This window comes from Methylobacter sp. BlB1, assembly GCF_015476545.1.
GTDB lineage: Bacteria > Pseudomonadota > Gammaproteobacteria > Methylococcales > Methylomonadaceae > Methylobacter.
The window spans coordinates 18,973-41,693 of record NZ_JADMKV010000010.1; the positions used below are offsets into that span (position 1 = coordinate 18,973).

Sequence of the window (22,721 nt, forward strand, 5' to 3'; positions counted from 1 at the left end):
ACCTCCAATATTAAAGAAACGGACCGCATGGATGCTTTCATCCAGCAAATGGCCGCAACGCATCAATTCGATGAATCCGAACTTAATGAGCTGTTTCAGTCAGTCCAGATAAAGGAAAACATACTTAAAACCATTTCGAAGCCGGCCGAAGGGCTGCCATGGCATAAATATCGCAACATATTTATGACCGAATCCCGCATCAACGGCGGAGTGAAATTCTGGCAGGAAAATGCGCAAGCCCTGGCCTCCGCCGAACAGCAATATGGCGTTCCGGCGGCAATTATTGTCGCCATCATAGGGGTTGAAACCCTGTATGGACAAAATACCGGCAATCATCGCGTCATCGACGCGCTATCTACCCTGGCGTTTGCCTATCCGCCGCGCAGCCAATTCTTTCTCGGCGAATTGGAAAATTTTCTGCTGCTTTGCCGCGATGAGCACATAAATCCGCTTGAGCCAACCGGCTCTTATGCTGGCGCCATGGGCATACCGCAGTTTATGCCCAGCAGTTTCAGAACTTATGCCGTCGATTTTGATCATGATAATCGCCGCGATATCTGGCATAACAACAACGATGTCATCGCCAGTATCGCCAATTATTTTTCCCGGCATCAATGGCAACCGGGCCAGGCAATCGCCTTTCCGGTTAAAGCCAAAGGCAAAAAGTATAAGGCCATCCTCAAGCCCGACCTTAAGCCCGATTTAACTATTGCAGAGTTACAATCCTTTGACGTTGATATATCAGCATCATTACCTATAAACAGCAAGATAAAACTTCTTGCCTTTGAACAAGAACAAAATAAAGAACTCTGGGCTGCTTTAGACAATTTTTATGTGATCACGCGTTACAATCACAGCCCTTTATATGCAATGGCGGTTTACCAGTTAAGCCAGGCCATTTCAAACAAAAAGGCTTCAATATATGAAGAAAATCATAATCCCCATTTCCTTTTTCATTCTGACCAGTTGCGCTACGGAGCAGATAGAAAAAATCCAGATCTCTAAAGTCGAGTTGGCTTCTAGATCTATCACTGACTCATGGTTTCATCCCTTATCAAAGGATGAGCAAAAGAGCGCCGCTTCAAAGGAAGCATCTCAACAAGAAAATCTATCATCCGGTATTACCCACTATCTGAAAAAAGGCGTTGCTTCATGGTATGGCCCCCGCTTTCATGGCAAAAAAACCGCTAACGGTGAAATATTCGACATGTACGCCATGACTGCTGCCTCGAAAACGCTGCCGATTCCATCGTATGCTCGCGTGACCAACTTGAAAAACAAGCGCAGCGTCATTGTCCGCATCAATGATCGGGGACCTTATCACGGCAACAGAGTATTGGATCTGTCCTATATAGCAGCCAAAAAACTGGGAATTCATAAAACTGGAACCGGGATGGTTGAAATCAAGCCCTTAGCGCCTGAACAGGCCTTGTCCCAACAGCGAGCCTCTGCAACAAAGCAGAAAAATCAGGCCTATTTGCAAGTAGGTGCTTTAGATACCCCCTAAAAGCGCAGAAGTTATAAGACAAAATTATTACTCATGGCTTGCGCCAGCCTAAAATTTTATTCTCCACCCTATAAAAATCCATTCTTTATAAAGTTTAGATGCCCCTATAGACTCAGCTATGGATGCGGACAAGCTGAATGGGCAATTGGCAAAAAATTGTCGTAAAAGATGCTTAAATTTGTCACAGAAACCAGACAAAATTAAAAAATCACATGGTACAATAAGGCTACGATTTAGCCAGCCCTAGCCCTTACTTATCATGATGTTTTTAAAAAGTTATTTCCGCTTCTACTTTGTTATATTTTTGGGTTTACTGCTTGCCGCTTTCCAGGCAAATTCAGCAGATGAGGACATTGCAACCCCGGCTGCGCCTACTGTTGCCGCAAGCGCTTATATTTTGCAGGATTTTGCTACGGGAAAAGTACTGGCGGACAGCAACGCTGACGCCAAGGTAGCCCCGGCCAGTCTCACCAAAATCATGACCGTCTATGTGGCCTTCCGGGAACTCAGCAACGGCCACCTGCATCTCGACGACAAAGCCACTATCAGTCAAAAAGCCTGGCAGACTTCCGGCTCGCGCATGTTTCTTGAAGTCAATAATCAGGTATCCATTGAAGATTTGCTGCATGGCATAATCATTCAATCGGGCAATGATGCCAGCGTCGCTTTAGCCGAACATATAGGCGGCAATGAGACGACATTCGCCGACATGATGAATCAGCATGCGGCACGCCTGGGCATGGTCAATACCCATTTCGTCAACAGCGATGGACTGCCTGCCCCGGAGCATTACACAACGGCGCGCGATCTTGCGACGCTGACCCGCGCTCTAATCAAGGAATTTCCCGAGTACTACCGCTGGTTTTCACAGAAGGAATTTACTTATAACAAGATCACCCAGCAAAATCGCAATAAATTGCTCTGGCGCGATGCAACAGTAGATGGTGTTAAGACCGGCTTCACCGATGATGCCGGCTATTGCCTCGTCGCTTCTGCATTAAGGGATAATATGCGATTGATCTCTGTCGTGATGGGGACGTCGAGTTCTAATGTCAGAGCTAACGAAAATCAAAACCTGCTTAATTACGGATTCCGCTTTTTTGAATCGCACCGGCTCTATCAGGCCAAAACGCCTATAACCGAAGCGAGAATATGGAGAGGCGACAGCAAAAATGTGTCCCTCGGTCTGACAGAAGATCTTTTTGCTACGGTTCCACGCCATCACTATAAAGACCTGAAAGCTGTCATGAATGTCGATAAAAACATTACCGCGCCAGTAAAAGAAGGCGAAAAATTCGGCACTGTAACAGTCTCGCTGGCAAATGAAGTGATTACCACTAAAGATCTGGTAGTGCTTAAAGCCGTGGAGAAGGGCAATATTCTTCAAAGAATCTATGATCAAGCTCTACTATTAATGGAAAAATAATGGAAAATAAAACGGTTTATTTAAACGGCCAATACCTGCCTCTTAGTGAAGCTAAAATATCGGTTATGGACCGTGGATTTTTGTTCGGCGACGGCATCTATGAAGTCATTCCGGCCTATCATGGTCAGTTATTCCGCTTCCAGGAGCACATGGAACGGTTGGAAAACAGCCTTAACAATATTCGCCTGACCAATCCTCATAGCCGCGAGCAGTGGCTGAAGATTCTGACGGAACTGCTAAGCCCTAGCGGGGATCAATATATCTATCTACAGGTTACGCGCGGCGTTGCGCCTAAAAGAGACCATGCGTTTCCGGAAAAAACCGAGCCTACCGTTTTCGCCATGTGTTCAAACATAGCGCCGTTTGAAGGGCGGGAGACCGGCGTCAAGGCAATCAGCCTGGATGACAGCCGTTGGGAGCTGTGTCATGTCAAAGCGACCACGCTGCTGGCTAATATCCTTCTTAGGCAACAGGCTGTTGAACAAGGCTGCGCCGAGGCTGTCTTAGTCAATAAAGACGGCTATGTGACCGAGGGCGCGGCAAGCAATATTTTCGCGGTGATCGATGGCATCCTGATTACTCCGCCCAAAAGCTGCGAGATATTGCCGGGAATTACCCGCGATGTCATTCTGGAAATCGCACAACAAAACAACATTCCTTACAGAGAGGAAATTATTGCCTTGGAAGCTTTAAACAATGCCAGCGAGATCTGGTTAACCAGTTCCACGCGTGAAATCATACCAGTTGTAGAGTTTGACTCCCACAAAGTGGCAGACGGCAGACCCGGTCCGGTATGGCAGAACATGAATCGGCTTTTCCAAGCTTATAAGCAGTCCCTGTCATGAACGAAGAACAATCCCTTTTAGAATTTCCCTGCCAATTTGCTATCAAAGTAATGGGCAGAACCAGCCCCGAGCTTGATGTGCTGATCGTGGAAATTATCCGTCGCCACAGTCCTGACCTCAGAGAAGGCGCAGTGACATCCCGTCCCAGCAAGGGCGGCAATTACACCGCCATCACTGTAACGGTAGAGGCGTTCAGCCGGGAACAGCTGGATGCCATCTATCAGGATTTGACGGCCAGCCCGCATGTTTTGATGGCGTTGTAGGCGGGCATAGCATGGCTCAATGCTTTGCTCACAACACCGTCCAAGCAACACTCTTAGCCACGAAGACGCAGAGAAAAACGGTTGGCTCTACTATACGGGATTCTCTGCCTCTCTGGCAAAAGCCTAACTTAGCGCCATGCAGATAACGATACGAAACCTGGGGCTACAGCACTACGAAACGACGTGGCAGGCTATGCAGCAGTTCACGCTGGATCGTACCGAAGAAACGATCGATGAGATATGGGTCGTGGAGCATTTTCCCGTTTATACACTGGGCATAAACGGCAAGCCCGAACACCTGCTCGATGCAGGTGCCATCCCCGTCATTCATTCCGACCGGGGCGGTCAAATTACTTATCACGGCCCTGGGCAATTGGTCATTTATACATTGCTGGACATTAAACGGCTAAAAATAGGCGTCCGGCAATTGGTGACGATTCTGGAGCAAGCCATGATCGATACTTTGGCCTGCTATGGCATTACTGCGCTTGCCAGAGCCGATGCGCCCGGCGTCTACGTGGACGGCAAAAAAATCGGTTCGCTCGGCATACGGATCAAGAAAAACTGCAGCTATCACGGCCTAAGCTTCAATAACCAGATGGATTTGAGTCCTTTTGACTCCATCAATACTTGCGGCTATCCTGAACTGGAAGTGACCCAACTGGCTGATCTGGGCGTCACCGTCAACAATTCCGAACTCGCCATCCCTGTTATTCAGGCTATAACCACGGCTATACAAAAATGACTCATCAAGCGCCTTCCCGCTCCACGCCCGAATCGCACCAACGCAATGCTGAAAAACTGGCAAGGATTCCGATCAAAGTCGAGCCGGTCCAGACTCCTCTGCGCAAACCCGAATGGATACGCATGAAACTATCGGCCAGCGAGGAAGTCAGCCGGGTAAAACAGTTATTGCGCCAGAACCAGCTGCATACGGTCTGCGAGGAAGCCGCCTGCCCCAATCTCTCCGAGTGCTTTCAGCACGGCACAGCGACTTTCATGATCATGGGTGATTTATGCACGCGCCGCTGCCCGTTCTGCGATGTTGCCCACGGCAAACCATTGGCGCTCGACAAAGAAGAGCCCCAACATCTGGCTCAGGCGATTCAGGCATTGGCCTTGAAATATGTCGTCATCACTTCGGTAAATCGGGACGATCTGAAAGACGGCGGCGCTGGCCACTTTGCTGACTGCATTGGTGCGATTCGGCAATTGATTCCCACAACCAAAATCGAAATTCTGGTGCCGGACTTTCGCGGCCGCATGGATAAGGCCGTTGAAATATTGGCCGGACAGCCCTGTGATGTCTTTAACCATAACCTGGAAACGGTTCCCAGGCTGTACCAGCAGGCTCGCCCCGGCGCCGACTATTCAGGTTCATTGCAATTGCTTCAAAAATATAGCGATGCTCAGCCTCAGACCCCTACCAAATCCGGACTGATGCTCGGCCTTGGAGAGGAGCCTCATGAAGTCCATCAGGTCATGAAAGATTTACTGGATCACGGCTGCTCCATGCTGACCCTGGGCCAATACCTGCAGCCCAGCAAAGCCCATTTGCCGGTCAAGCGCTATATTACTCCGGAACAATTTGAGGAATATGCCGTCATGGCAAAGGCATTGGGCTTTAAACAAGTTGCCAGCGCACCATTAGTCAGGTCGTCTTATCACGCTGACGCGCAAGCCAAGGCTATTATAAATGTGCCAACTGACTAACTGTCCCGCATAATCGCTTCATCATCTGTACTCACAATAATGCCCCCCGGCCACAGAGCGGCCTGTCAAACCACTTCCTGGCGTTGTCTGGGGTAGACTCTAATAATTTGCCCGCCCACAGATAGCGCTGAAATCAGCCTATCTTGCGTCTTATTCAACAACAGCTTGAGCTATTGCTCATTGATGCTCATCTGGATCATAGCAATTTTTTTGCTGAGATTGATCCAAGTCTGGAAATCACACTCAGCCGACTATTTTACTCATTATTGGGAACCAGTTAGCTTGCCCTTGGATCGAAAAATGTAGACGGCTTTTCTCTTTCTCAATTGGGTCTGGATCACAATTTTGCTATGAAAGCTTCAGGCCCAGTAATCCTACAGGTATTACTTCTGATGGCTATCAAAAGAGTATCTAAAATCGTCAGCCTCATTATTTTCTCATACACGCTGCAAGCTTGTTCCGGCCTGATGTTTTATCCAGATAAAGCGTTAGTCAGAACACCTGCAAAGCTAGGGCTCGCCTATCAGGATGTTCAGTTGGAAGCCAGGGACGGCCTGAAAATATACGGTTGGCTTTTACCTGCGCAAGGCGAGTTGAAAGGCAGTATCTATTTTCTGCACGGCAATGCCCAAAACATCAGCACCCATGTGCAGAACGTAGCGTGGCTGCCGCAGCATGGTTATCAGGTTTTCCTAATTGATTACCGAGGCTTTGGCCGATCGGATGGAGCTCCCCGTCTACCAGAAGTTTTTTGGGATATTGAAGCGGGCTTCAATTGGCTGCTTGGCCATGCTGACCATAAACCCATTTTTTTGCTGGGCCAAAGCATAGGCGCCAGCCTGGGCATCTACTTTACAGCAACCAATCCAAAAGCTAAACAGCATCTTGCCGGCATTGTCAGCGATTCGGCATTCAGCAGCTATTTTGAAATCGTTCGCCATGTGTCCGCCTCAAACTGGCTCAGCTGGCCATTCCAATATCCTGCAGCGGCCATGATGGACTATCCCTATAACCCGATTGATGTCATTGCCGATATCGCGCCCGTTCCATTATTGCTGGCTCATGGCAGCCAAGATTCAATCGTGCCTTTTTCGCAAGGACAAAAACTTTATCAGGCAGCAAGACAGCCCAAAATAATGGTCCAATCGGAAGTCGGTCATGATGAGACTTTTCATCTTCAAAATAATCGCTCGAGCTTATTGAATTTTCTACAGCAACATCATTTAGCTCAGAAAGGACTTCCTACCCCGATCGCAGAACCTGAAACCGATCTTTCGCGAAAACTCTAGTTATAAAAAAGCCCCGGCTATTAAAAACAGCCGGGGCTTGCTTAAAGCGACAGGCTTTAAGACAGCATGATTACATCATGCCGCCCATGCCGCCCATACCACCCATGCCGCCCATATCCGGCATGCCATGGCCTTTTTCTTCAACCGGTGCGTCAGCAACCATGACTTCCGTAGTAATAATCAAACTTGCAATAGAAGCAGCGTTTTGCAGCGCAAAACGGGTTACTTTAGCCGGGTCCAGAATACCCATTTCGATCATATCGCCGTACTGGGCAGTTGCTGCGTTATAACCGTAGTTACCTGTGCCTTTAGCGACCTCGTTCAGCACCACAGACGATTCATCACCGGCATTGGCAACGATTTGACGTAATGGCTCTTCCATTGCACGACGCAGAATGTTAATGCCAACGTCCTGATCGTGGTTGACGCCTTTCAGACCTTCCAGAGCCTTCAATGCGCGAACCAGAGCGGTACCGCCGCCTGCAACGACGCCTTCTTCAACCGCTGCACGGGTAGAGTGCAGCGCGTCTTCAACGCGTGCTTTTTTCTCTTTCATCTCAACTTCGGTCGCCGCACCGACTTTGATAACAGCAACGCCGCCGGCTAATTTAGCCAGACGCTCTTGCAATTTTTCTCTATCATAATCGGAAGTGGCTTCTTCAGCTTGTTTGCGGATTTGCGCAATTCGGCCTTTGATGCTTTCTTCAGAACCCGCGCCATCAATAACCGTGGTGTTTTCTTTGCCGACTTGTACTTTTTTAGCAGTGCCTAACAAGTCGAGTTCCGCTTTTTCCAGAGACAGACCGACTTCTTCAGAAATCACAGTACCACCTGTCAGAACAGCGATATCTTCCAGCATGGCTTTACGACGATCACCGAAGCCTGGCGCTTTAACCGCAGCAACTTTAACGATGCCACGAATCGTGTTGACCACCAGAGTCGCCAACGCTTCGCCTTCCACATCTTCAGCGATGATCAATAATGGACGGCCGGATTTCGCAACGCCTTCCAGTACCGGTAACATGTCGCGGATGTTGGAGATTTTTTTGTCGTACAGCAGGATGAACGGATTGTCCAATTCAGCGCTCATGCTGTCCTGGTTGTTGATGAAGTAAGGAGACAGGTAACCGCGGTCGAACTGCATGCCTTCTACGACATCCAGCTGGTTGTCCAGACCTGAACCTTCTTCAACAGTGATTACGCCTTCTTTGCCGACTTTTTCCATTGCTTCGGCAATGATCTGGCCTACAGACTCGTCAGAGTTTGCAGAGATAGTGCCCACTTGCGCAATGGCTTTGTTATCTGTGCAAGGCGCAGCTGAAGCTACAATAGACTCAACGGCTTTAGATACAGCCAAATCAATACCGCGTTTCAGATCCATTGGATTCATGCCGGCGGCAACAGCTTTCAGACCTTCATTAACGATAGCTTGGGCCAATACAGTCGCAGTGGTTGTACCGTCGCCGGCTACATCGGAAGTTTTTGAAGCTACTTCCTTAACCATTTGCGCGCCCATGTTTTCGAATTTGTCTTTCAATTCGATTTCTTTTGCAACCGATACACCGTCTTTAGTAATGGTCGGTGCGCCGAAGCTTTTGTCCAATACCGCATTGCGGCCTTTAGGGCCCAATGTTACTTTTACTGCGTTTGCTAAAATGTTAACGCCTCGCACCATGCGGCTACGCGCGTCATCGCCAAATAATACGTCTTTTGCTGCCATTTTTATTCCTTAATTTGTTATGTTAAAAATGATTGTGATTAATAAGACTCAGGCTTAACCTAAAACGCCCATGATGTCTTCTTCACGCATAACGATAAGTTCTTCACCGTCAACTTTAACTTCGTTGCCGGCATATTTGCCAAACAGTACTTTATCGCCGACTTTAACATCCAATGGACGAACATCGCCGTTATCCAGCACTTTACCGTTACCTACGGCCAAAACCACGCCTTGGCTTGGTTTTTCTGCCGCAGAGCCAGGCAGAACAATACCACCTGCGGTGGTTGTTTCCTCTTCAACACGTTTAACAATCACTCTATCGTGTAACGGACGTATTTTCATTAATGTCTCCTAACAGTTAAATATAAAAGGTTAATCCAGTTGTTAGCACTCTCTGGCAATGAGTGCTAATAATAATCAGCTTTTGCAGACTGTCAAGTTCTTTGGCATCATCTCTTATCCTTATACGGAAACCACACGACTAATGAATGACAACCAACTATTACGCTATAGCCGTCAAATCATGCTGCCTCAAATTGATATTGAGGGGCAGCAAAAACTCCTGGAAGCCAGGATACTGATTATTGGCGCCGGAGGACTTGGATCTCCCGCATCAATCTATCTTGCCGCTGCCGGTGCCGGTAGCATTACGATTTATGATGATGACGAAGTAGACTTGTCCAACTTACAAAGGCAAATTGCTCATCACACCAACGATATAGGGATTGATAAAGTAATTTCAACCCAGCGGACACTTAAAAATCTAAATCCGGAAATAAACGTGCAAGCTATTAAAGAGCGGCTGGAAGGCGAGCAGCTTGAAACGGCTGTGGCATCGGCCGATGTAGTACTGGATTGCTCTGATAATTTCTCAACGCGTTTTGCCATTAACAACGCCTGCGTCAAACACAAAACCTCGCTGGTATCAGGTGCAGCCATACGCTTTGAAGGCCAAGTAGCCGTATTTACGCCGGGCAAGAATGACAGCCCTTGCTACAACTGTCTGTATCGTAACGATGGCGAGGAGCAACAGACCTGCTCAACCAATGGCGTGATAGCGCCTATTACGGGCATTATCGGCAGCATTCAAGCACTGGAAGCCATGAAGCTGATTATGAATATCGGGGAAACGCTGACCGGCCGGTTACTGTTGGTCGACGGCTATACAATGGAATTCAACACCATGAAATTGCGAAAAAACCCTAGCTGCCCGACCTGCAGTGCTGTTTGAATTTATGGCTGGAGAAGGACTTTCCGGACCTCCAGGAGCATCCGGAAAGTCCAAAATGAAATATTACTTTTTGCTAAACAACCCCTTCGCTAAACTAATTGCTTTCTCCGCTAGATCATTTATCACAGACGGGCTGTCGCCATGCGGCTCGGTTTCACCGAAAGGCTTGGCGTTTTTCTGCGAAAACTTGTAAATGAAATAACCCAATGGCGCAAACGAAAACGCCGCCAGAATGAACATGCCCAAAAACAGCACAATGACTCCACTCATAACACCTCCTCATGATTTTATCAATATCTATTATTATTTTTAGGTGAAATTGGATAATACTCTCTTACAAGAAAAAAAACACCCCGAAGAAATTAATTAAAAATCTGACGAATTTAATTGTTTTTTATCGGTTTCAATCAATGATTGAATTCCGTAGGAGACAAACGCCTCCCGCCAAAAGTTGCGTAAAAAAACGGTTCATCGTATACTTCGGGCCAGCTTACTTGATCAAGCTAGCCTATAACATAAAAAACTTCTGGAGGTTAATACGATGAAATGGGAAACACCAAGTTACACAGACCTGCGTTTCGGTTTCGAAGTAACAATGTATATCTATAACCGTTAATCCATTCGGTTCAGAGTAAAAAGGGGCTCCGCATGAGCCCCTTTTTTTTGCCTGCTTGTCTTTATTCCCGTATCATTCATTTCTTCACAGCTTTTTTCAAATACCGTCCAAACTATGAAAATCAGAGTTTTAGGTTCAGGCGCTGGCGGCGGTTTTCCTCAATGGAACTGCAATTGCCATAATTGCCACCGCTTGCGCCACAATCAAATGAACGGCAAAGCCCGCACCCAATCATCCATTGCCGTAAGCACCGATAACAGAAACTGGCTGCTGTTCAATACCTCGCCCGATATTCGCGCGCAATTGGAAGCCTTCCCTGCCATCCAGCCTAAAGAAGGCATTCGCGATACCGGCATCAAAGCCATTATGCTGATCGACAGCCAGATTGATCACACCACTGGCCTGCTCATGCTTAGAGAAGGCAAGCCGCTGGAAGTCTATTGCACCGACATGGTCAAACAGGACCTGACCACGGGCTTTCCTTTGTTCAACATGCTGGCTGATTACTGCACCGTCAATCATCACCCTGTCCCTGTTGATGGCAGCAGCTTCACCATTCCGGGCATTGATGACTTACGCTTTTACACCCAGGCTTTAAAAAGCAAAGCGCCCCCTTATTCGCCGCATCGACATGACCCGCACGAAGGCGACAATATCGGCGTTATTGTCGAGCAGATCTCCACTGGCAAAAAATTATTTTATTCTCCAGGCTTGGGCGAAATCGAACCGCATGTCATGGCCGCCATGCAAGCTGCAGACTGCCTGATGGTGGACGGCACATTCTGGACAGAGGACGAAATGTGCACGCAAAATATCAGCCTTAAAAAAGCGCGTGAAATCGGCCACTTGCCTCAATCCGGCCCGGGCGGCATGATAGAAGTGTTAAGCGGCGTCAAAAAAGCCCGCAAAATATTGATCCATATCAACAACACGAATCCGATACTGGACGAAGATTCCGAGCCTCGCAAAATGCTCGATGCGGCCGGCATTGAGGTCGCTTACGACGGATTAGAAATTGATTTATAGAAGGTACATTATGAGCTGCTCTGACAACCAAGCGTGGACCAAAGAAGAGTTTGAAGCCCAACTGCGGGGCATGGAAAGGTATTACCACATTCATCACCCTTATCACACCCTGATGAATGAAGGCAAACTCACTAAAGAACAACTGCAAGGCTGGGTTGCCAACCGTTATTATTACCAGGTCTGCATTCCCATTAAAGACGCCAATATTTTAGCAAACTGCCCGGACCGCGAGACACGCGCACTCTGGGTTCAGCGCATTCTGGACCATGACGGCCACCCTGGCGATCCAGGCGGCATCGAGGCTTGGATACAACTGGGCATAGCGGTCGGCTTGACGCGCGAAGAAATCACCTCGCAAAAATATGTCCTGCCAGGCGTGCGTTTTGCTGTCGATGCCTATGTGAACTTTGCACGCAGAGCTGAATGGCATGAAGCGGCCAGCTCATCGCTGACTGAGCTGTTTGCGCCCAAAATCCATCAGCAACGCCTCGACAATTGGCCTGAGCATTATCCCTGGGTAGAAAAAGAAGGTTATACCTATTTCCGCAAGCGCCTGACAGAAGCGCGGCGCGATGTCGAGCATGGTTTGGCAATCACGTTGGACTGGTATAAAACCCGCGAGCAACAAGAACGCATGATCCAAATCCTGAAGTTTAAACTGGATGTGCTCTGGACCATGGCCGATGCGATGTATATGGCCTACATTAATAATATGCCGCCATACTATAATATTGAAGCATAAGAGCTATTAACTTATTTTTACCGCAGAAGCACAGAAAAAGCACTTAATGTTGAAAATTCTGTGTCCTCTGCGGCTTTTTCAGGGTAATGACGAGATAATTTCCCATTCTCCTTCTCATGACCCACCACTACCGAACGATCATAATGACTATCAATCCCGATCTCCCTTTCAAGTTTTCACCCCTACACAGATTGCAATGGGAAGAAGCCCAGCAGAAAGATGTTATTCTCTATCCGGAAGGCATGGTGGAACTTAACCAGAGTTCTGCGGAAATACTGAAATTGTGCGACGGCACGCGCAATCTCCCCCAAATCGTAGCCGAACTGGAACAGAAATTCGCCACGACGGGTCTTACCAAAGATATCACTACTTTTCTGGAAGTCGCTTTAAAAAATGGCTGGATTCAACAAAACTAAGATTACGCCGCCCCGCTGGCTGCTGGCGGAACTCACTTATGCCTGTCCGCTGCAATGCCCTTACTGCTCCAATCCGATCGACTACGCGAAGCATCAGTCCGAACTGGCGACGGAAGACTGGAAACGCGTACTGACGCAGGCTCGCAAAATGGGCGCTGTGCAGTTAGGTTTTTCGGGCGGCGAACCGCTGACTCGCAAAGACCTGATCGAACTGGTCAGGCATGCGCGGGAACTGGGCTATTATTCCAACCTGATCACTTCCGGCTACGGATTGTCCGAAGAAAAAATCATCCAGCTTAAGGAAGCGGGGCTCGATCATATCCAGGTCAGCATTCAGGCCAGTACGCAGGAATTGAGCGACCATCTGGCCGGCACGGAGTCCTATCAGCATAAAAAAGAAGTTGCGCGCCTGGTCAAGAAACACGGCTATCCGATGGTGCTGTGCGTGGTCATCCATCGGGAAAATATCCATCAAATGCCGCAAATACTGGAGATGGCTGAAGAGCTCGGCGCTGACTACCTGGAACTGGCCAATACACAGTATTACGGCTGGGCCCATGTCAACCGTGACTTACTGTTGCCTACCAAAGAACAATTCGAGCAGGCCGAACAAATCGCCCAGGCTTTTAAAGAAAAAGTCGCCGGCAAAATGAAAATCTACTATGTGGTACCGGATTTTTACGAAGATCGCCCCAAAGCCTGCATGAACGGCTGGGGCACGACATTCCTGACGATCGCCCCGGATGGCGTCGCGCTGCCTTGCCACTCTGCGCGCGAACTGCCGGGCCTTGATTGCCCTAATGTCAAAGAGTACAGCATCGAGCAGATCTGGAACGAATCGAAAGCGTTCAATTTCTTCCGCGGCTTTGAATGGATGAAAGAACCCTGCCGCAGCTGCGATGAGAAGGAAAAAGACTTCGGCGGCTGTCGCTGTCAGGCCTATCTGTTATCGGGCGACATGTACAATGCCGATCCGGTCTGCAGCAAATCGCCAGACCATGCCGTCATTCAACAGGCAATCAATTCGGCCAGAGCCAGCACCTTATCCGCTGATGAGAAACCGCTGATTTTCCGTAACAGCAAAAACTCACGGATCTTGTCATAAAAAACTGCACATTGTAGGGCCGAATTCGCCTGGAGCGCCTACTGTTGGCATTCGGCCCCAAACAAACTGCCAGCCTGCATTAAAGCTACAGCCCCTGCCAGGGCTCATACAATCCTTCCACATTGACGCCGAACATATCCAGGACCCGGCCCACGGCTTCATCAACCATCGCCGCCAGCGAGTCCGTTTTGCTATAAAAAGCCGGCATCGGCGGAAAGATAATGCCGCCCATTTCAGTCACAACAGCCATATTGCGAATATGCACCAGATTCAGCGGCGTCTCCCTGGGCATGACCACAAGCCGCCGCCGCTCTTTTAATACCACATCGGCCCCGCGCGAGATCAGGTTGTCGCCGAAACCATGCGCGACCGCAGCCAGCGTTTTCATCGAACAGGGCGCAATAACCATGCCTTCCGTTTTAAAGCCGCCGCTGGCGATACTGGCGGCAATATCATCGATGCCATGCGTCACATCGGCCAGCTCATGCAATTCCGATCGTCCCATATCCAGCTCGTGCTTCAGATTCACGAGACCGGCTGATGAAATCACCAGATGTGTTTCCCAATCTTCCTGTTGCTGCAATACCTGCAGCATTCTTACGCCGTAGATCGCGCCGGTGGCGCCGGTCATGGCGATAATCAAACGTTTTTTATTCATGTCAGTTCAGTTTAAAGACCTGCTTCTCAGCAAACTTATCGGCCGCGGAAACCAGCGCATCGATCATTTCTTCGCCCTGGGCGACATGCCCGGCATTGGGCAGGACGATATATTCAGCCTCAGGCAATGCCTGATGCAGCCTCATGCCGGCCTCCATAGGGCATACCAAGTCATTACGACCATGAATGATCATGGCTGGAATCGGGTGTAACCTGTCACAGTTCTCCAGAATCTGGTTCTCGCAGATAAAATAACGATTGCGAGCATAGTGCATTTCCATGCTCACCTGTTTGACCATTTTTTCCGTAACATGCTCGGATTCCTGGCCAGGCTGATAATCCTTGCCTAGCGCCACCTGCCCGCTCCAGGCCATCCATTCCTTTGTGACACGGCGTTTTGCTACCTCATCATCACCCCATAATACATCGCATATCCCTTGTATCGGATTTTTACGGCTCGGCTCGGGGATGCTTTCAAGCAGATGCTGCCATTGCTCGGGATAAATCAACCCGGCGCCTGATTTGGCGAACCAATCTAGATCTTGCTGTCTTGCCAGAAACACGCCGCGGATCATCATGCCCATCACTTTATCGAGATGCTGCTGGGCATACAGCAATGCCAGCGCACCACCCCAGGAACCGCCAAACAACAGCCATTGCTCAATGCTAAGCCGTTTGCGGATACGCTCCATGTCATCGATTAAATCCTGCGTAGTATTGCCTTCCAGCTCACCGAACGGCAAAGACTGGCCGCAGCCGCGCTGGTCAAAAAGGATAATGCGGTATTTTTCTGGATTGAAAAAACGCCGGTGATCGGGCTTAGTGCCCGAACACGGTCCACCATGCAAAAAAATTACGGGCAGACCGTCTGGATTGCCGGATTGTTCTACATAAACGGAATGCTTACCGCCGGTGTCCAAAAAAAATGTTTGGTAAGGCAGGATTTCAGGATAAAGGGTTTTCATGGCTATAGCTTCAATCTCGATCGGCTCCACAGGCAAACAAAGAAGCCTGAAAACACTATTTTACCTTGCTCCTTCACATTGTACCTCTCCATTAATTTTTTCAGGCATAAAAAAAGGGAGGGGTTGAGCCCCTCCCTTTTATCAGATTGGCTTTTAAACGTTTAGTTTAGAAACCGATACCGAGATAACCACCAGCAGTCAAGCCATTAACCTGAACGCCATCAACATCGCCAGGCGCATAGTGGTAACGCGCATCAGCACCGATGAAGATATCTTTCCATATTCTGTAATCAGCACCAGCACCGAACTGCATACCTGGAGTTAATACGGTAATTGCATCGGATGGAGGGCTGATAATGCTCAATTCAAAACCGACTGGAATAACCCATGGACGGAAAGCGCTGCCTTGCATGAACTTGATTTTTGGTGAAGCAGTCAACCTTAACATGTTAACAGTTGCTTGTTCAGTGTTGCCGGCAGGTAGAGGAAAACCTAATGAATCCAGTACTGCTGTTTCCTGAGGAGATAAGCCATTAGGTTTATTTTTGGCGAATTCCGTGTAATCAAACATCAACTCAGCCAACACTTGAGTACTGTCCAACATACCCCAGACATTGTCAGTCAAGCTGAAATCAAAGCCCGCGCCAAAGTAAAAACCATCTTTATCAGCAATCGGACCCACTGCTACGCCATCCCGGCTTGAGCCGACACCTGGAACAACAGTAGGATCAATTGTGCCGCCTCTGTCGTTATTCTGATGCGCATAACCGCCACGGAAGAACAGAGTGTTATCGTGGTGTTTTTCTGCTACAGGGTGAGCCTTCTGAGATGCCATCCATTGATCCAGTTCCTGAACCTTTGCTGAATCTGCAGAAGGACGGGCTGCTTCAGATCTGACGCGATCCAGTTCAGCCTGCATGGACTGCATCATCTGTTGCATCTGGTTCATTTGGGCCTCTAACGCCTCAGTTCTGCTGTTGGCGCTCTCAGCAACACGCTGCGCTTTAGAGTGAGCGGCTGCCTGTGGAGAAACCAGAGCACCCGCCATAGTTAAAGTTGCTGTAGCGATACCCAGCGCTAATTTAGTTTTTGTAAATGTCATTGTTCCCCCTCGTGAGGTGGTTGTTATTTCTTATTAAATTTGCCTTCTTACAACAAAGCCTTTTTCACAGCCTAAATATAGCAGTAAAACTGATTCCCCACAAGTTTTAACGTCATTTTTTTAATAAATAAAAATCGTTAAAAATCAAAAAGTAATAAAAAAATATTTATTTTATTTATTGACTTGTCTGGAAAAAGCAACAGATTTGTCTCAATGTATCCTCTTAAGTTCGAGTTAATTTTCTACTGTGCTGCGCAATTTTTTGGGTAAGTTATAATGCAAATATTTATCGTCAGAAGCATTTTTGCTTCTCTATATACTTTTACCTTATGAACAAAATCACGGATATTACTATTATAGGCGGCGGTGTTATCGGCCTTTTAACAGCTCGCGAATTTTTCCACGCCGGCGCTACAGTGACCGTTATCGAAAAAAACCGGATCGGTCAGGAATCTTCATGGGCTGGCGGAGGAATTTTGCTGCCGCTTTATCCATGGCGCCAGCCGGATGCGATTACGCGCCTGATCATGCAAAGCCTGAGCTTGTATCCTGTGCTGGCTTCGCAACTGAAAGCCGAAGCCCAGATAGACCCGGAATGGAACCCATGCGGCCTGCTGATGACAAAAAATCCCGATATTGCGGCCGCCGCCGACTGGTGCCGCACTAACGGCGTCCGTTTTGAACCAGCCAGCGCCGATTTTTTCAATCTGATCAATACGCAGCCTGACAATCCGCTCTGGCTGCCTGATATTGCACAGGCGCGCAACCCCCGCCTGGTCAAATCATTAAAGCAGGATCTGATCAACAAAGGCGTCCGCCTAATTGAGCAGTGCGAGCTGGAAAACGTTATCCTGGAACAAAACCGCATTACCGCCATCGCCACCAGCGCCGGCCAGTTCGCCGTCAATCAATTGATTATTTGCGCAGGCGCCTGGACCGGACAACTGTTTCGTCAGTTTTTTCCGTCTATTGGCCATGCGCCGGAAATTGCGCCTGTCAAAGGTCAAATGCTGCTGTTCGACGCCAAGCCGGACACGCTGCCCTATATGGTGCTGGACGAAGACCAATACCTGATTCCGCGCCTGGACGGAAAAATCCTGGCGGGCAGCACCGTGGAACAGGATGGCTTCAATAAAACCACGACGATGGAAGCCAGAAACCGGTTGGAAAGCTTCGCAATAAACTTGCTGCCCGCACTTAAAAAGTATCCAGTGATAAACCATTGGGCCGGCTTAAGGCCGGGCACTGAGCATGGCATACCCTATATCGATAAACACCCTGAAATCGTCAATTTAAGCCTGAATGCCGGCCATTTCAGGAACGGACTGGCGATGGGGCCGGCATCGGCGCAACTGATGGTTGACCTGATCCTGGATCGACCTGCAGCCGTATCGCCAGAGCCTTACAAATTATCGAGCCCACATTAACCAAAAAATCATTCTACAGCTTTTTATTAAACCTATTTGCCCGAAGCGCTAACACATCCTATGAATTTTTATCCCCTGCTCCGACCGCTGTTATTTTCGCTTGATCCGGAAACCGCTCATGAAGTCACACTGAAACTGTTAAATACGGCATATGCATCCGGTTTATCGAAACTGATCTATCCGTCTATCGAAGATAAGCCGGTCACGGTCATGGGACTGGAATTCAAAAATCCTGTCGGTCTGGCGGCAGGCCTGGACAAGAATGGCGACTATCTGGACAGTTTGGCAGCTTTAGGCTTCGGCTTTGTGGAAATAGGCACCGTGACGCCGAGGCCGCAACCTGGCAATCCGAAGCCGCGGCTGTTCAGGTTGCCCGAACACCAGGCCATCATAAACCGTATGGGCTTTAACAATCATGGCATCGAGCATTTGCTGGCGCAGGTGAAACAAAGCCGTTATACCGGCATACTGGGCATTAATATCGGCAAGAATTTCGACACGCCGATTGAAAGCGCCGTCGACGATTATCTGATCGGCTTGCGCAAAGCCTATAACTCGGCCAGTTACATCACGATCAATATTTCGTCTCCGAACACGAAGAGCCTGCGCCAACTGCAGCAAGGCGACGAGATCAAAAGCCTGATTTCCGCATTAAAGGAAGAACAGCTCAAGCTGCGACAGGAACACGGCAGATACGTGCCTTTGGTGCTGAAAATCGCACCGGATCTGACGACCGATGAAATCGGCCATATTGCCCGGCTGCTGTTGGCATTTGAAATCGACGGCGTTATCGCCACCAATACCACTATTGCGCGCGATGCGATTGCAGGCCATCCGTTGGCGCATGAAACTGGCGGATTGAGCGGCGCGCCGGTCAAGGGCAAATCAACTGCAGTCGTGCGCGAACTGGCCGCCGAACTGAACGACCGCTGCCCGATTATAGCGGCCGGGGGCATTTTGAGTGCGGCCGATGCACAAGAGAAAATAGCGGCAGGCGCGAGTCTGGTACAGATATACAGCGGTCTTATCTATAAAGGACCACAATTGATAGAGGATATTGTAAAAAGCCTTTGATCCGAACAGGGCGATAAGTACATCGCCCTGTCAGTCCAATGGTTTATTGCCCGGCGATAGACAGGCGTTCAACCAGTATTGAACCGGTCCGGATATTGCCGCGGTAATCGACATCATTGCCGATGGCCACAATATTCTTGAACATGTCTTTCAGATTGCCGGCAATCGTGATTTCCTCGACCGGATATTGTATTTCTCCGTTTTCGACCCAGAATCCGGCGGCGCCGCGCGAGTAATCGCCCGTCACCATATTGATGCCCTGTCCCATCAACTCGGTCACCAGCAAGCCGGTATGCAGTTGCTTCAGCATGCCTTGATAATCGTGCTCGCCGGGATCTATCGTTAAATTGTGCACGCCGCCGGCATTGCCGGTACTGCGCATGTCAAGCTTGCGGGCTGAATAAGTGCTTAGCACATAGCCGCGCAGAATGCCTCCGCTGACAATATCACGCGTTTGAGTAGCGACGCCTTCGCCGTCATAGTTGGCGCTGCCCAGAGCGCCTTTTAAATGCGGCTGCTCGTGAATACGGATAAATTCGGGAAAAACCTGCGTATCAAGCGCATCCAGCAGGAATGATGATTTGCGGTACAAATTGCCGCCGCTGACCGCACTGATAAACGAGCCCAGAAGACCTGAAGCCACCTCAGCCGCATACATGACCGGGCATTGCCGGGTGCTCAGGCTGCGCGCCTGCAAGCGCCGCAGAGCCCGTTCCGCGGATTTTCTGCCGACATCCACGGCCGGCTCGAGATTATGCGCATCCCTGGCTACCGTATACCAGTAATCGCGCTGCATGCTGTCGCCGCGCTGCGCCAATACCGAACAGCTCAGCGAGTGGCGGGTCGAGGCATAACCTTGCAGAAAGCCCAGTGTATTGCCCATGACCCGGATGCCTTGATGGGTATTGACCGAGGCGCCTTCGGAATTGCTGATTTCCGCATGATAACCGCGGGCGGCATTTTCGCACTCGATAGCCAGCGCGATGGCTTCATCAGCGCGTAAATCCCACGGATGATTAAGATCCAGATCCGGAAACTCGGTCGCCAACTGTTCTTTCTCGGGCAAGCCGGCATATTCGTCTTCGCTGGTATAGCGGGCAATACTGCAAGCCGCGCTGACGGTCTCTTTGATCGATGCCGGCGACAGATCCGACGAGCTGGCAGAACCTTTTCGCTGGCCGAAGTACACGGTTACGCCAAGCCCCTGGTCGCGATGATGCTCTATCGTTTCGACATCGCCAAGGCGAGCCGTTACGGATAAGCCGCTTTCCTGGCTCAAGCCGGCCTCGGCCGCGCTGGCTCCCTGATTTTTAGCCTCATCCAGTATGGACTGAACAATCGTTTTTAATCGGCTGATTTCTTCCTGGGTCTGCAACATATTCTCTTAAGCTATTGTTGTTTAGGTTTAAGCGCCCAAAAGTGCCATCTGTATTCGCCGCAAAGAATACGAGATGCTTTCGTGACCTTCGCGGCCGCTATAAATTCAAATCGTTTATCTAAACGTTGGTGCCGCCGACAGTCAGCCCGTCGATTTTCAGCGTAGGCTGGCCGACGCCGACCGGTACGCTCTGGCCGTCCTTGCCGCAGGTGCCGACGCCGCTGTCCAGCTCCAGATCGGTGCCCACCATCGATACCTTGGTCAGCACATCGGGGCCGTTGCCGATCAGGGTCGCGCCTTTAACTGCCTGCATGATTTTTCCATCTTCGATCAGATAGGCTTCGCTGGCTGAAAATACGAACTTGCCGGACGTGATGTCGACCTGGCCGCCGCCGAAATTCTTCGCGTAGAGGCCTTTTTTGACCGATCGTATGATTTCTTCGGGATCATGGGGCCCTGGCAGCATGTAGGTATTGGTCATGCGCGGCATCGGCAGATTCGCGTAGGACTCGCGGCGGCCGTTGCCGGTTGGCTTGACGCCCATCAGGCGGGCGTTGAGCTTATCCTGCATATAGCCTCTCAGAATGCCGTTTTCAATCAATACGGTTTTTTCGGTCGGCGTACCTTCATCATCGATGCTCAATGAGCCGCGCCGGTTTGGCAGCGTACCGTCATCGACGACGGTGCATAAATCGGAGGCGACGCGCTGACCGACCCGGCCGCTGAATGCGGATGTGCCTTTGCGATTGAAATCGCCTTCCAGGCCGTGCCCTATCGCTTCATGAAGCAGAATGCCTGGCCAGCCCGGCCCCAGCACGACGGTCATGTTCCCGGCCGGCGCCTCGACCGCATCCAGATTGACCAGCGCTTGTCTGACCGCCTCTCTGCCGTATTCGAGCGCCTTGTCCTGGTCGATGAATCCGCTGTAATCGCTGCGCGCGCCACCGCCCATGCTGCCCTGTTCGCGGCGGCCGTTTGCCTGTACGATCACGGTGACATTCATGCGCACCAACGGCCGGACATCGGCCGCCAGCGAGCCGTCCTGATTGGCGACCAGAATACTGTCATGGACACCGACCAGGCTGACGATGACTTCTTCAATGCGGCTGTCCAGCTTGCGGGTTTCAATGTCGACTCTGCGTAGCAAATCGATCTTTTGCTGATCAGCCAGGGATTTTAACGGGTTCAGCGGCGCATAGTAGAGCGGCCATTCAGCCGCTTTCACGATGCCGACTTTCGCTTCCTGCCCTTGCCGGACGATGGCTTTAACATTGTTAGCCGCCTCCAGCAGTACCGGCAGTTCAATCCGGTCACTGTAGGCAAAACCGGTTTTCTCGCCGGATACGGCGCGCACGCCGGCGCCTTGCGCAATGTTATGGCTGCCTTCTTTGATGATGCCGCCTTCCATGATCCAGGATTCGAAATGGCTGGACTGAAAATAAATGTCCGCCGCATCAACCGGCGCGCTGAGCAGCTGGCTCATGATTTTTTCGATATCGCCATCCTGTATGCCGGCCGGCGTCAGAATCGATTGTCGTGCAAGATTTAATAGTTCCATAGAAAAATTTAAATTAGTGTTAATTGCGCAACAGATAGTTCCGGGCGCTATTCTTTTATCAGATCATCGCGCAGGGTTTCATGCAATGACTTCAGCAGTCTCTCAGCACCATCGGCTGGTCTGTCCTCATCCGGTGCGCTGTCGGGTTTGGGTTTATCTACCGCTTCAGCACTTATTGCCGTTTCACCGTCCCTGTCTTCCAGCTTTAGCAGATAATCTTCTTTGGCATAATCGTCTTTGAAAAATGAGAAAGTGCTTTCAGGATCATAATCGTCAGGATCAAAGGTGAGATAATAAGCCTTTAACTCCCGGTTACGGTCTGCAACTTCAATATCCTGTTGTTTTAAGGCTTGAGCAAGCGTGCTCCAGGCCACGTCGAAAGGCTGCTTGATGATCAACAACGGTGAATTGGAATCGGCCATATAGACTTTAGTTCCCAGGCCGGTTTTAGCTTCTCCTTCCGATTCAGCGCTATCAGGCTCTGCGCTGCTATCGGCTCCTTTTTGCTCCCCGGCAGGCCTGTTGCTGATCAGCGTCGGCGGTTTTTCAAGCATGGAAGTATCACGGTATCGAACCTCTTCCGTCGTTCCGCAGGAAACCAAGGTTGCAGCCAGCAATACAGCAGGAATAAAGTTTTTGAAGATTATTTGCATAAACGGGT

General features: G+C 49.7%; 25 protein-coding genes. 16 read left to right on the top strand and 9 right to left on the bottom strand.

The genetic code is table 11. From position 1 onward, the window contains the following. Window positions 1–27: 27 nt before the first annotated feature. The 8 genes from mltB to IT781_RS05865 all read left to right on the top strand — a co-directional run bounded on the left by mltB (window position 28) and on the right by IT781_RS05865 (window position 7,043). A complete protein-coding gene (gene mltB, locus IT781_RS05830; RefSeq protein WP_228778955.1) occupies window positions 28–1,005 on the top strand; it encodes a lytic murein transglycosylase B in 978 nt (325 codons plus the stop codon). Then, window positions 923–1,507 carry a septal ring lytic transglycosylase RlpA family protein gene (locus tag IT781_RS22700; RefSeq protein WP_194969202.1) on the top strand — a complete coding sequence of 195 codons (585 nt, stop codon included), beginning with the start codon at window positions 923–925 and terminating at the stop codon, window positions 1,505–1,507. The genes mltB and IT781_RS22700 overlap by 83 nt, the downstream gene beginning before the upstream one ends. Before the next feature lie 259 nt (window positions 1,508–1,766). Continuing rightward, window positions 1,767–2,933 (top strand): D-alanyl-D-alanine carboxypeptidase family protein, encoded by a 1,167-nt coding sequence (locus IT781_RS05840; protein WP_194969203.1) that lies wholly within the window; start codon window positions 1,767–1,769, stop codon window positions 2,931–2,933. Continuing rightward, window positions 2,933–3,778: a D-amino acid aminotransferase gene (locus tag IT781_RS05845; RefSeq protein ID WP_194969204.1), complete on the top strand. Its 846-nt coding sequence runs from the start codon at window positions 2,933–2,935 to the stop codon at window positions 3,776–3,778. Before IT781_RS05840 ends, IT781_RS05845 begins: the two co-directional genes overlap by 1 nt. After that, the gene (locus IT781_RS05850; RefSeq protein ID WP_194969205.1) at window positions 3,775–4,041 is read left to right on the top strand and encodes a YbeD family protein; all 267 of its coding nucleotides are present in this window, start codon (window positions 3,775–3,777) and stop codon (window positions 4,039–4,041) included. Before IT781_RS05845 ends, IT781_RS05850 begins: the two co-directional genes overlap by 4 nt. Window positions 4,042–4,177: 136 nt before the next feature. Further along, window positions 4,178–4,786: a lipoyl(octanoyl) transferase LipB gene (gene lipB / locus IT781_RS05855; RefSeq protein WP_194969206.1), complete on the top strand. Its 609-nt coding sequence runs from the start codon at window positions 4,178–4,180 to the stop codon at window positions 4,784–4,786. Then, on the top strand, window positions 4,783–5,754 hold the full coding sequence (gene lipA, locus IT781_RS05860) for a lipoyl synthase (protein ID WP_194969207.1): 972 nt from the start codon (window positions 4,783–4,785) through the stop codon (window positions 5,752–5,754). The genes lipB and lipA overlap by 4 nt, the downstream gene beginning before the upstream one ends. A gap of 392 nt (window positions 5,755–6,146) precedes the next feature. Continuing rightward, the gene (locus IT781_RS05865; protein WP_194969208.1) at window positions 6,147–7,043 is read left to right on the top strand and encodes an alpha/beta hydrolase; all 897 of its coding nucleotides are present in this window, start codon (window positions 6,147–6,149) and stop codon (window positions 7,041–7,043) included. Between the two features lie 70 nt (window positions 7,044–7,113). On the opposite strand, the gene groL is transcribed toward IT781_RS05865, so the two are convergent. Both groL and groES read right to left on the bottom strand, forming a co-directional pair. Continuing rightward, window positions 7,114–8,763, bottom strand: a complete 1,650-nt coding sequence (gene groL / locus IT781_RS05870; protein WP_194969209.1) for a chaperonin GroEL — start codon at window positions 8,761–8,763, stop codon at window positions 7,114–7,116. 54 nt (window positions 8,764–8,817) lie between these two features. Further along, the gene (gene groES, locus IT781_RS05875) at window positions 8,818–9,105 is read right to left on the bottom strand and encodes a co-chaperone GroES (protein WP_194969210.1); all 288 of its coding nucleotides are present in this window, start codon (window positions 9,103–9,105) and stop codon (window positions 8,818–8,820) included. 142 nt (window positions 9,106–9,247) lie between these two features. Between groES and IT781_RS05880 the strand changes: the two genes are divergently transcribed. Continuing rightward, window positions 9,248–9,994, top strand: coding sequence for a molybdopterin-synthase adenylyltransferase MoeB (locus IT781_RS05880; protein ID WP_194969269.1), 747 nt, complete (start codon window positions 9,248–9,250; stop codon window positions 9,992–9,994). 63 nt (window positions 9,995–10,057) lie between these two features. Here the strand turns inward: IT781_RS05880 and IT781_RS05885 are convergent, their stop codons facing one another. Then, complete coding sequence (locus IT781_RS05885) at window positions 10,058–10,264, bottom strand: hypothetical protein (RefSeq protein WP_194969211.1); 207 nt, start codon at window positions 10,262–10,264, stop codon at window positions 10,058–10,060. 271 nt (window positions 10,265–10,535) lie between these two features. On the opposite strand from IT781_RS05885, the gene pqqA reads away from it, so the two are divergent. From pqqA to pqqE, 5 genes are all read left to right on the top strand, one after another. Further along, window positions 10,536–10,610, top strand: a complete 75-nt coding sequence (pqqA, locus tag IT781_RS05890; protein ID WP_006892363.1) for a pyrroloquinoline quinone precursor peptide PqqA — start codon at window positions 10,536–10,538, stop codon at window positions 10,608–10,610. Between the two features lie 114 nt (window positions 10,611–10,724). Further along, on the top strand, window positions 10,725–11,636 hold the full coding sequence (gene pqqB / locus IT781_RS05895) for a pyrroloquinoline quinone biosynthesis protein PqqB (RefSeq protein WP_194969212.1): 912 nt from the start codon (window positions 10,725–10,727) through the stop codon (window positions 11,634–11,636). A gap of 10 nt (window positions 11,637–11,646) precedes the next feature. Beyond that, window positions 11,647–12,378: a pyrroloquinoline-quinone synthase PqqC gene (gene pqqC / locus IT781_RS05900; RefSeq protein WP_194969213.1), complete on the top strand. Its 732-nt coding sequence runs from the start codon at window positions 11,647–11,649 to the stop codon at window positions 12,376–12,378. A gap of 143 nt (window positions 12,379–12,521) precedes the next feature. Next, the gene (gene pqqD / locus IT781_RS05905) at window positions 12,522–12,794 is read left to right on the top strand and encodes a pyrroloquinoline quinone biosynthesis peptide chaperone PqqD (RefSeq protein ID WP_194969214.1); all 273 of its coding nucleotides are present in this window, start codon (window positions 12,522–12,524) and stop codon (window positions 12,792–12,794) included. Further along, window positions 12,772–13,899, top strand: coding sequence for a pyrroloquinoline quinone biosynthesis protein PqqE (gene pqqE, locus IT781_RS05910; RefSeq protein ID WP_194969215.1), 1,128 nt, complete (start codon window positions 12,772–12,774; stop codon window positions 13,897–13,899). Before pqqD ends, pqqE begins: the two co-directional genes overlap by 23 nt. 85 nt (window positions 13,900–13,984) lie before the next feature. Here the strand turns inward: pqqE and IT781_RS05915 are convergent, their stop codons facing one another. The 3 genes from IT781_RS05915 to IT781_RS05925 form a co-directional block, all read right to left on the bottom strand. Then, window positions 13,985–14,557 (bottom strand): UbiX family flavin prenyltransferase, encoded by a 573-nt coding sequence (locus tag IT781_RS05915; protein WP_194969216.1) that lies wholly within the window; start codon window positions 14,555–14,557, stop codon window positions 13,985–13,987. Between the two features lies 1 nt (window position 14,558). Next, window positions 14,559–15,521 carry a prolyl aminopeptidase gene (gene pip / locus IT781_RS05920; RefSeq protein ID WP_194969217.1) on the bottom strand — a complete coding sequence of 321 codons (963 nt, stop codon included), beginning with the start codon at window positions 15,519–15,521 and terminating at the stop codon, window positions 14,559–14,561. Window positions 15,522–15,687: 166 nt separating this feature from the next. Then, window positions 15,688–16,623 carry a porin family protein gene (locus IT781_RS05925; protein ID WP_228778956.1) on the bottom strand — a complete coding sequence of 312 codons (936 nt, stop codon included), beginning with the start codon at window positions 16,621–16,623 and terminating at the stop codon, window positions 15,688–15,690. 329 nt (window positions 16,624–16,952) lie between these two features. Here IT781_RS05925 and thiO point away from each other — a divergent pair, with 329 nt between their 5' ends. Beyond that, complete coding sequence (gene thiO / locus IT781_RS05930) at window positions 16,953–18,050, top strand: glycine oxidase ThiO (protein WP_194969218.1); 1,098 nt, start codon at window positions 16,953–16,955, stop codon at window positions 18,048–18,050. Between the two features lie 60 nt (window positions 18,051–18,110). Beyond that, window positions 18,111–19,124 (top strand): quinone-dependent dihydroorotate dehydrogenase, encoded by a 1,014-nt coding sequence (locus tag IT781_RS05935; protein ID WP_194969219.1) that lies wholly within the window; start codon window positions 18,111–18,113, stop codon window positions 19,122–19,124. A gap of 43 nt (window positions 19,125–19,167) precedes the next feature. On the opposite strand, the gene pmbA is transcribed toward IT781_RS05935, so the two are convergent. The 3 genes from pmbA to bamC all read right to left on the bottom strand — a co-directional run bounded on the left by pmbA (window position 19,168) and on the right by bamC (window position 22,713). Next, a complete protein-coding gene (gene pmbA / locus IT781_RS05940) occupies window positions 19,168–20,502 on the bottom strand; it encodes a metalloprotease PmbA (RefSeq protein ID WP_194969220.1) in 1,335 nt (444 codons plus the stop codon). Window positions 20,503–20,620: 118 nt separating this feature from the next. After that, window positions 20,621–22,060 (bottom strand): metalloprotease TldD, encoded by a 1,440-nt coding sequence (gene tldD, locus IT781_RS05945; protein ID WP_194969221.1) that lies wholly within the window; start codon window positions 22,058–22,060, stop codon window positions 20,621–20,623. 47 nt (window positions 22,061–22,107) lie between these two features. Further along, complete coding sequence (gene bamC, locus IT781_RS05950; protein WP_194969222.1) at window positions 22,108–22,713, bottom strand: outer membrane protein assembly factor BamC; 606 nt, start codon at window positions 22,711–22,713, stop codon at window positions 22,108–22,110. Window positions 22,714–22,721 lie beyond the last annotated feature (8 nt).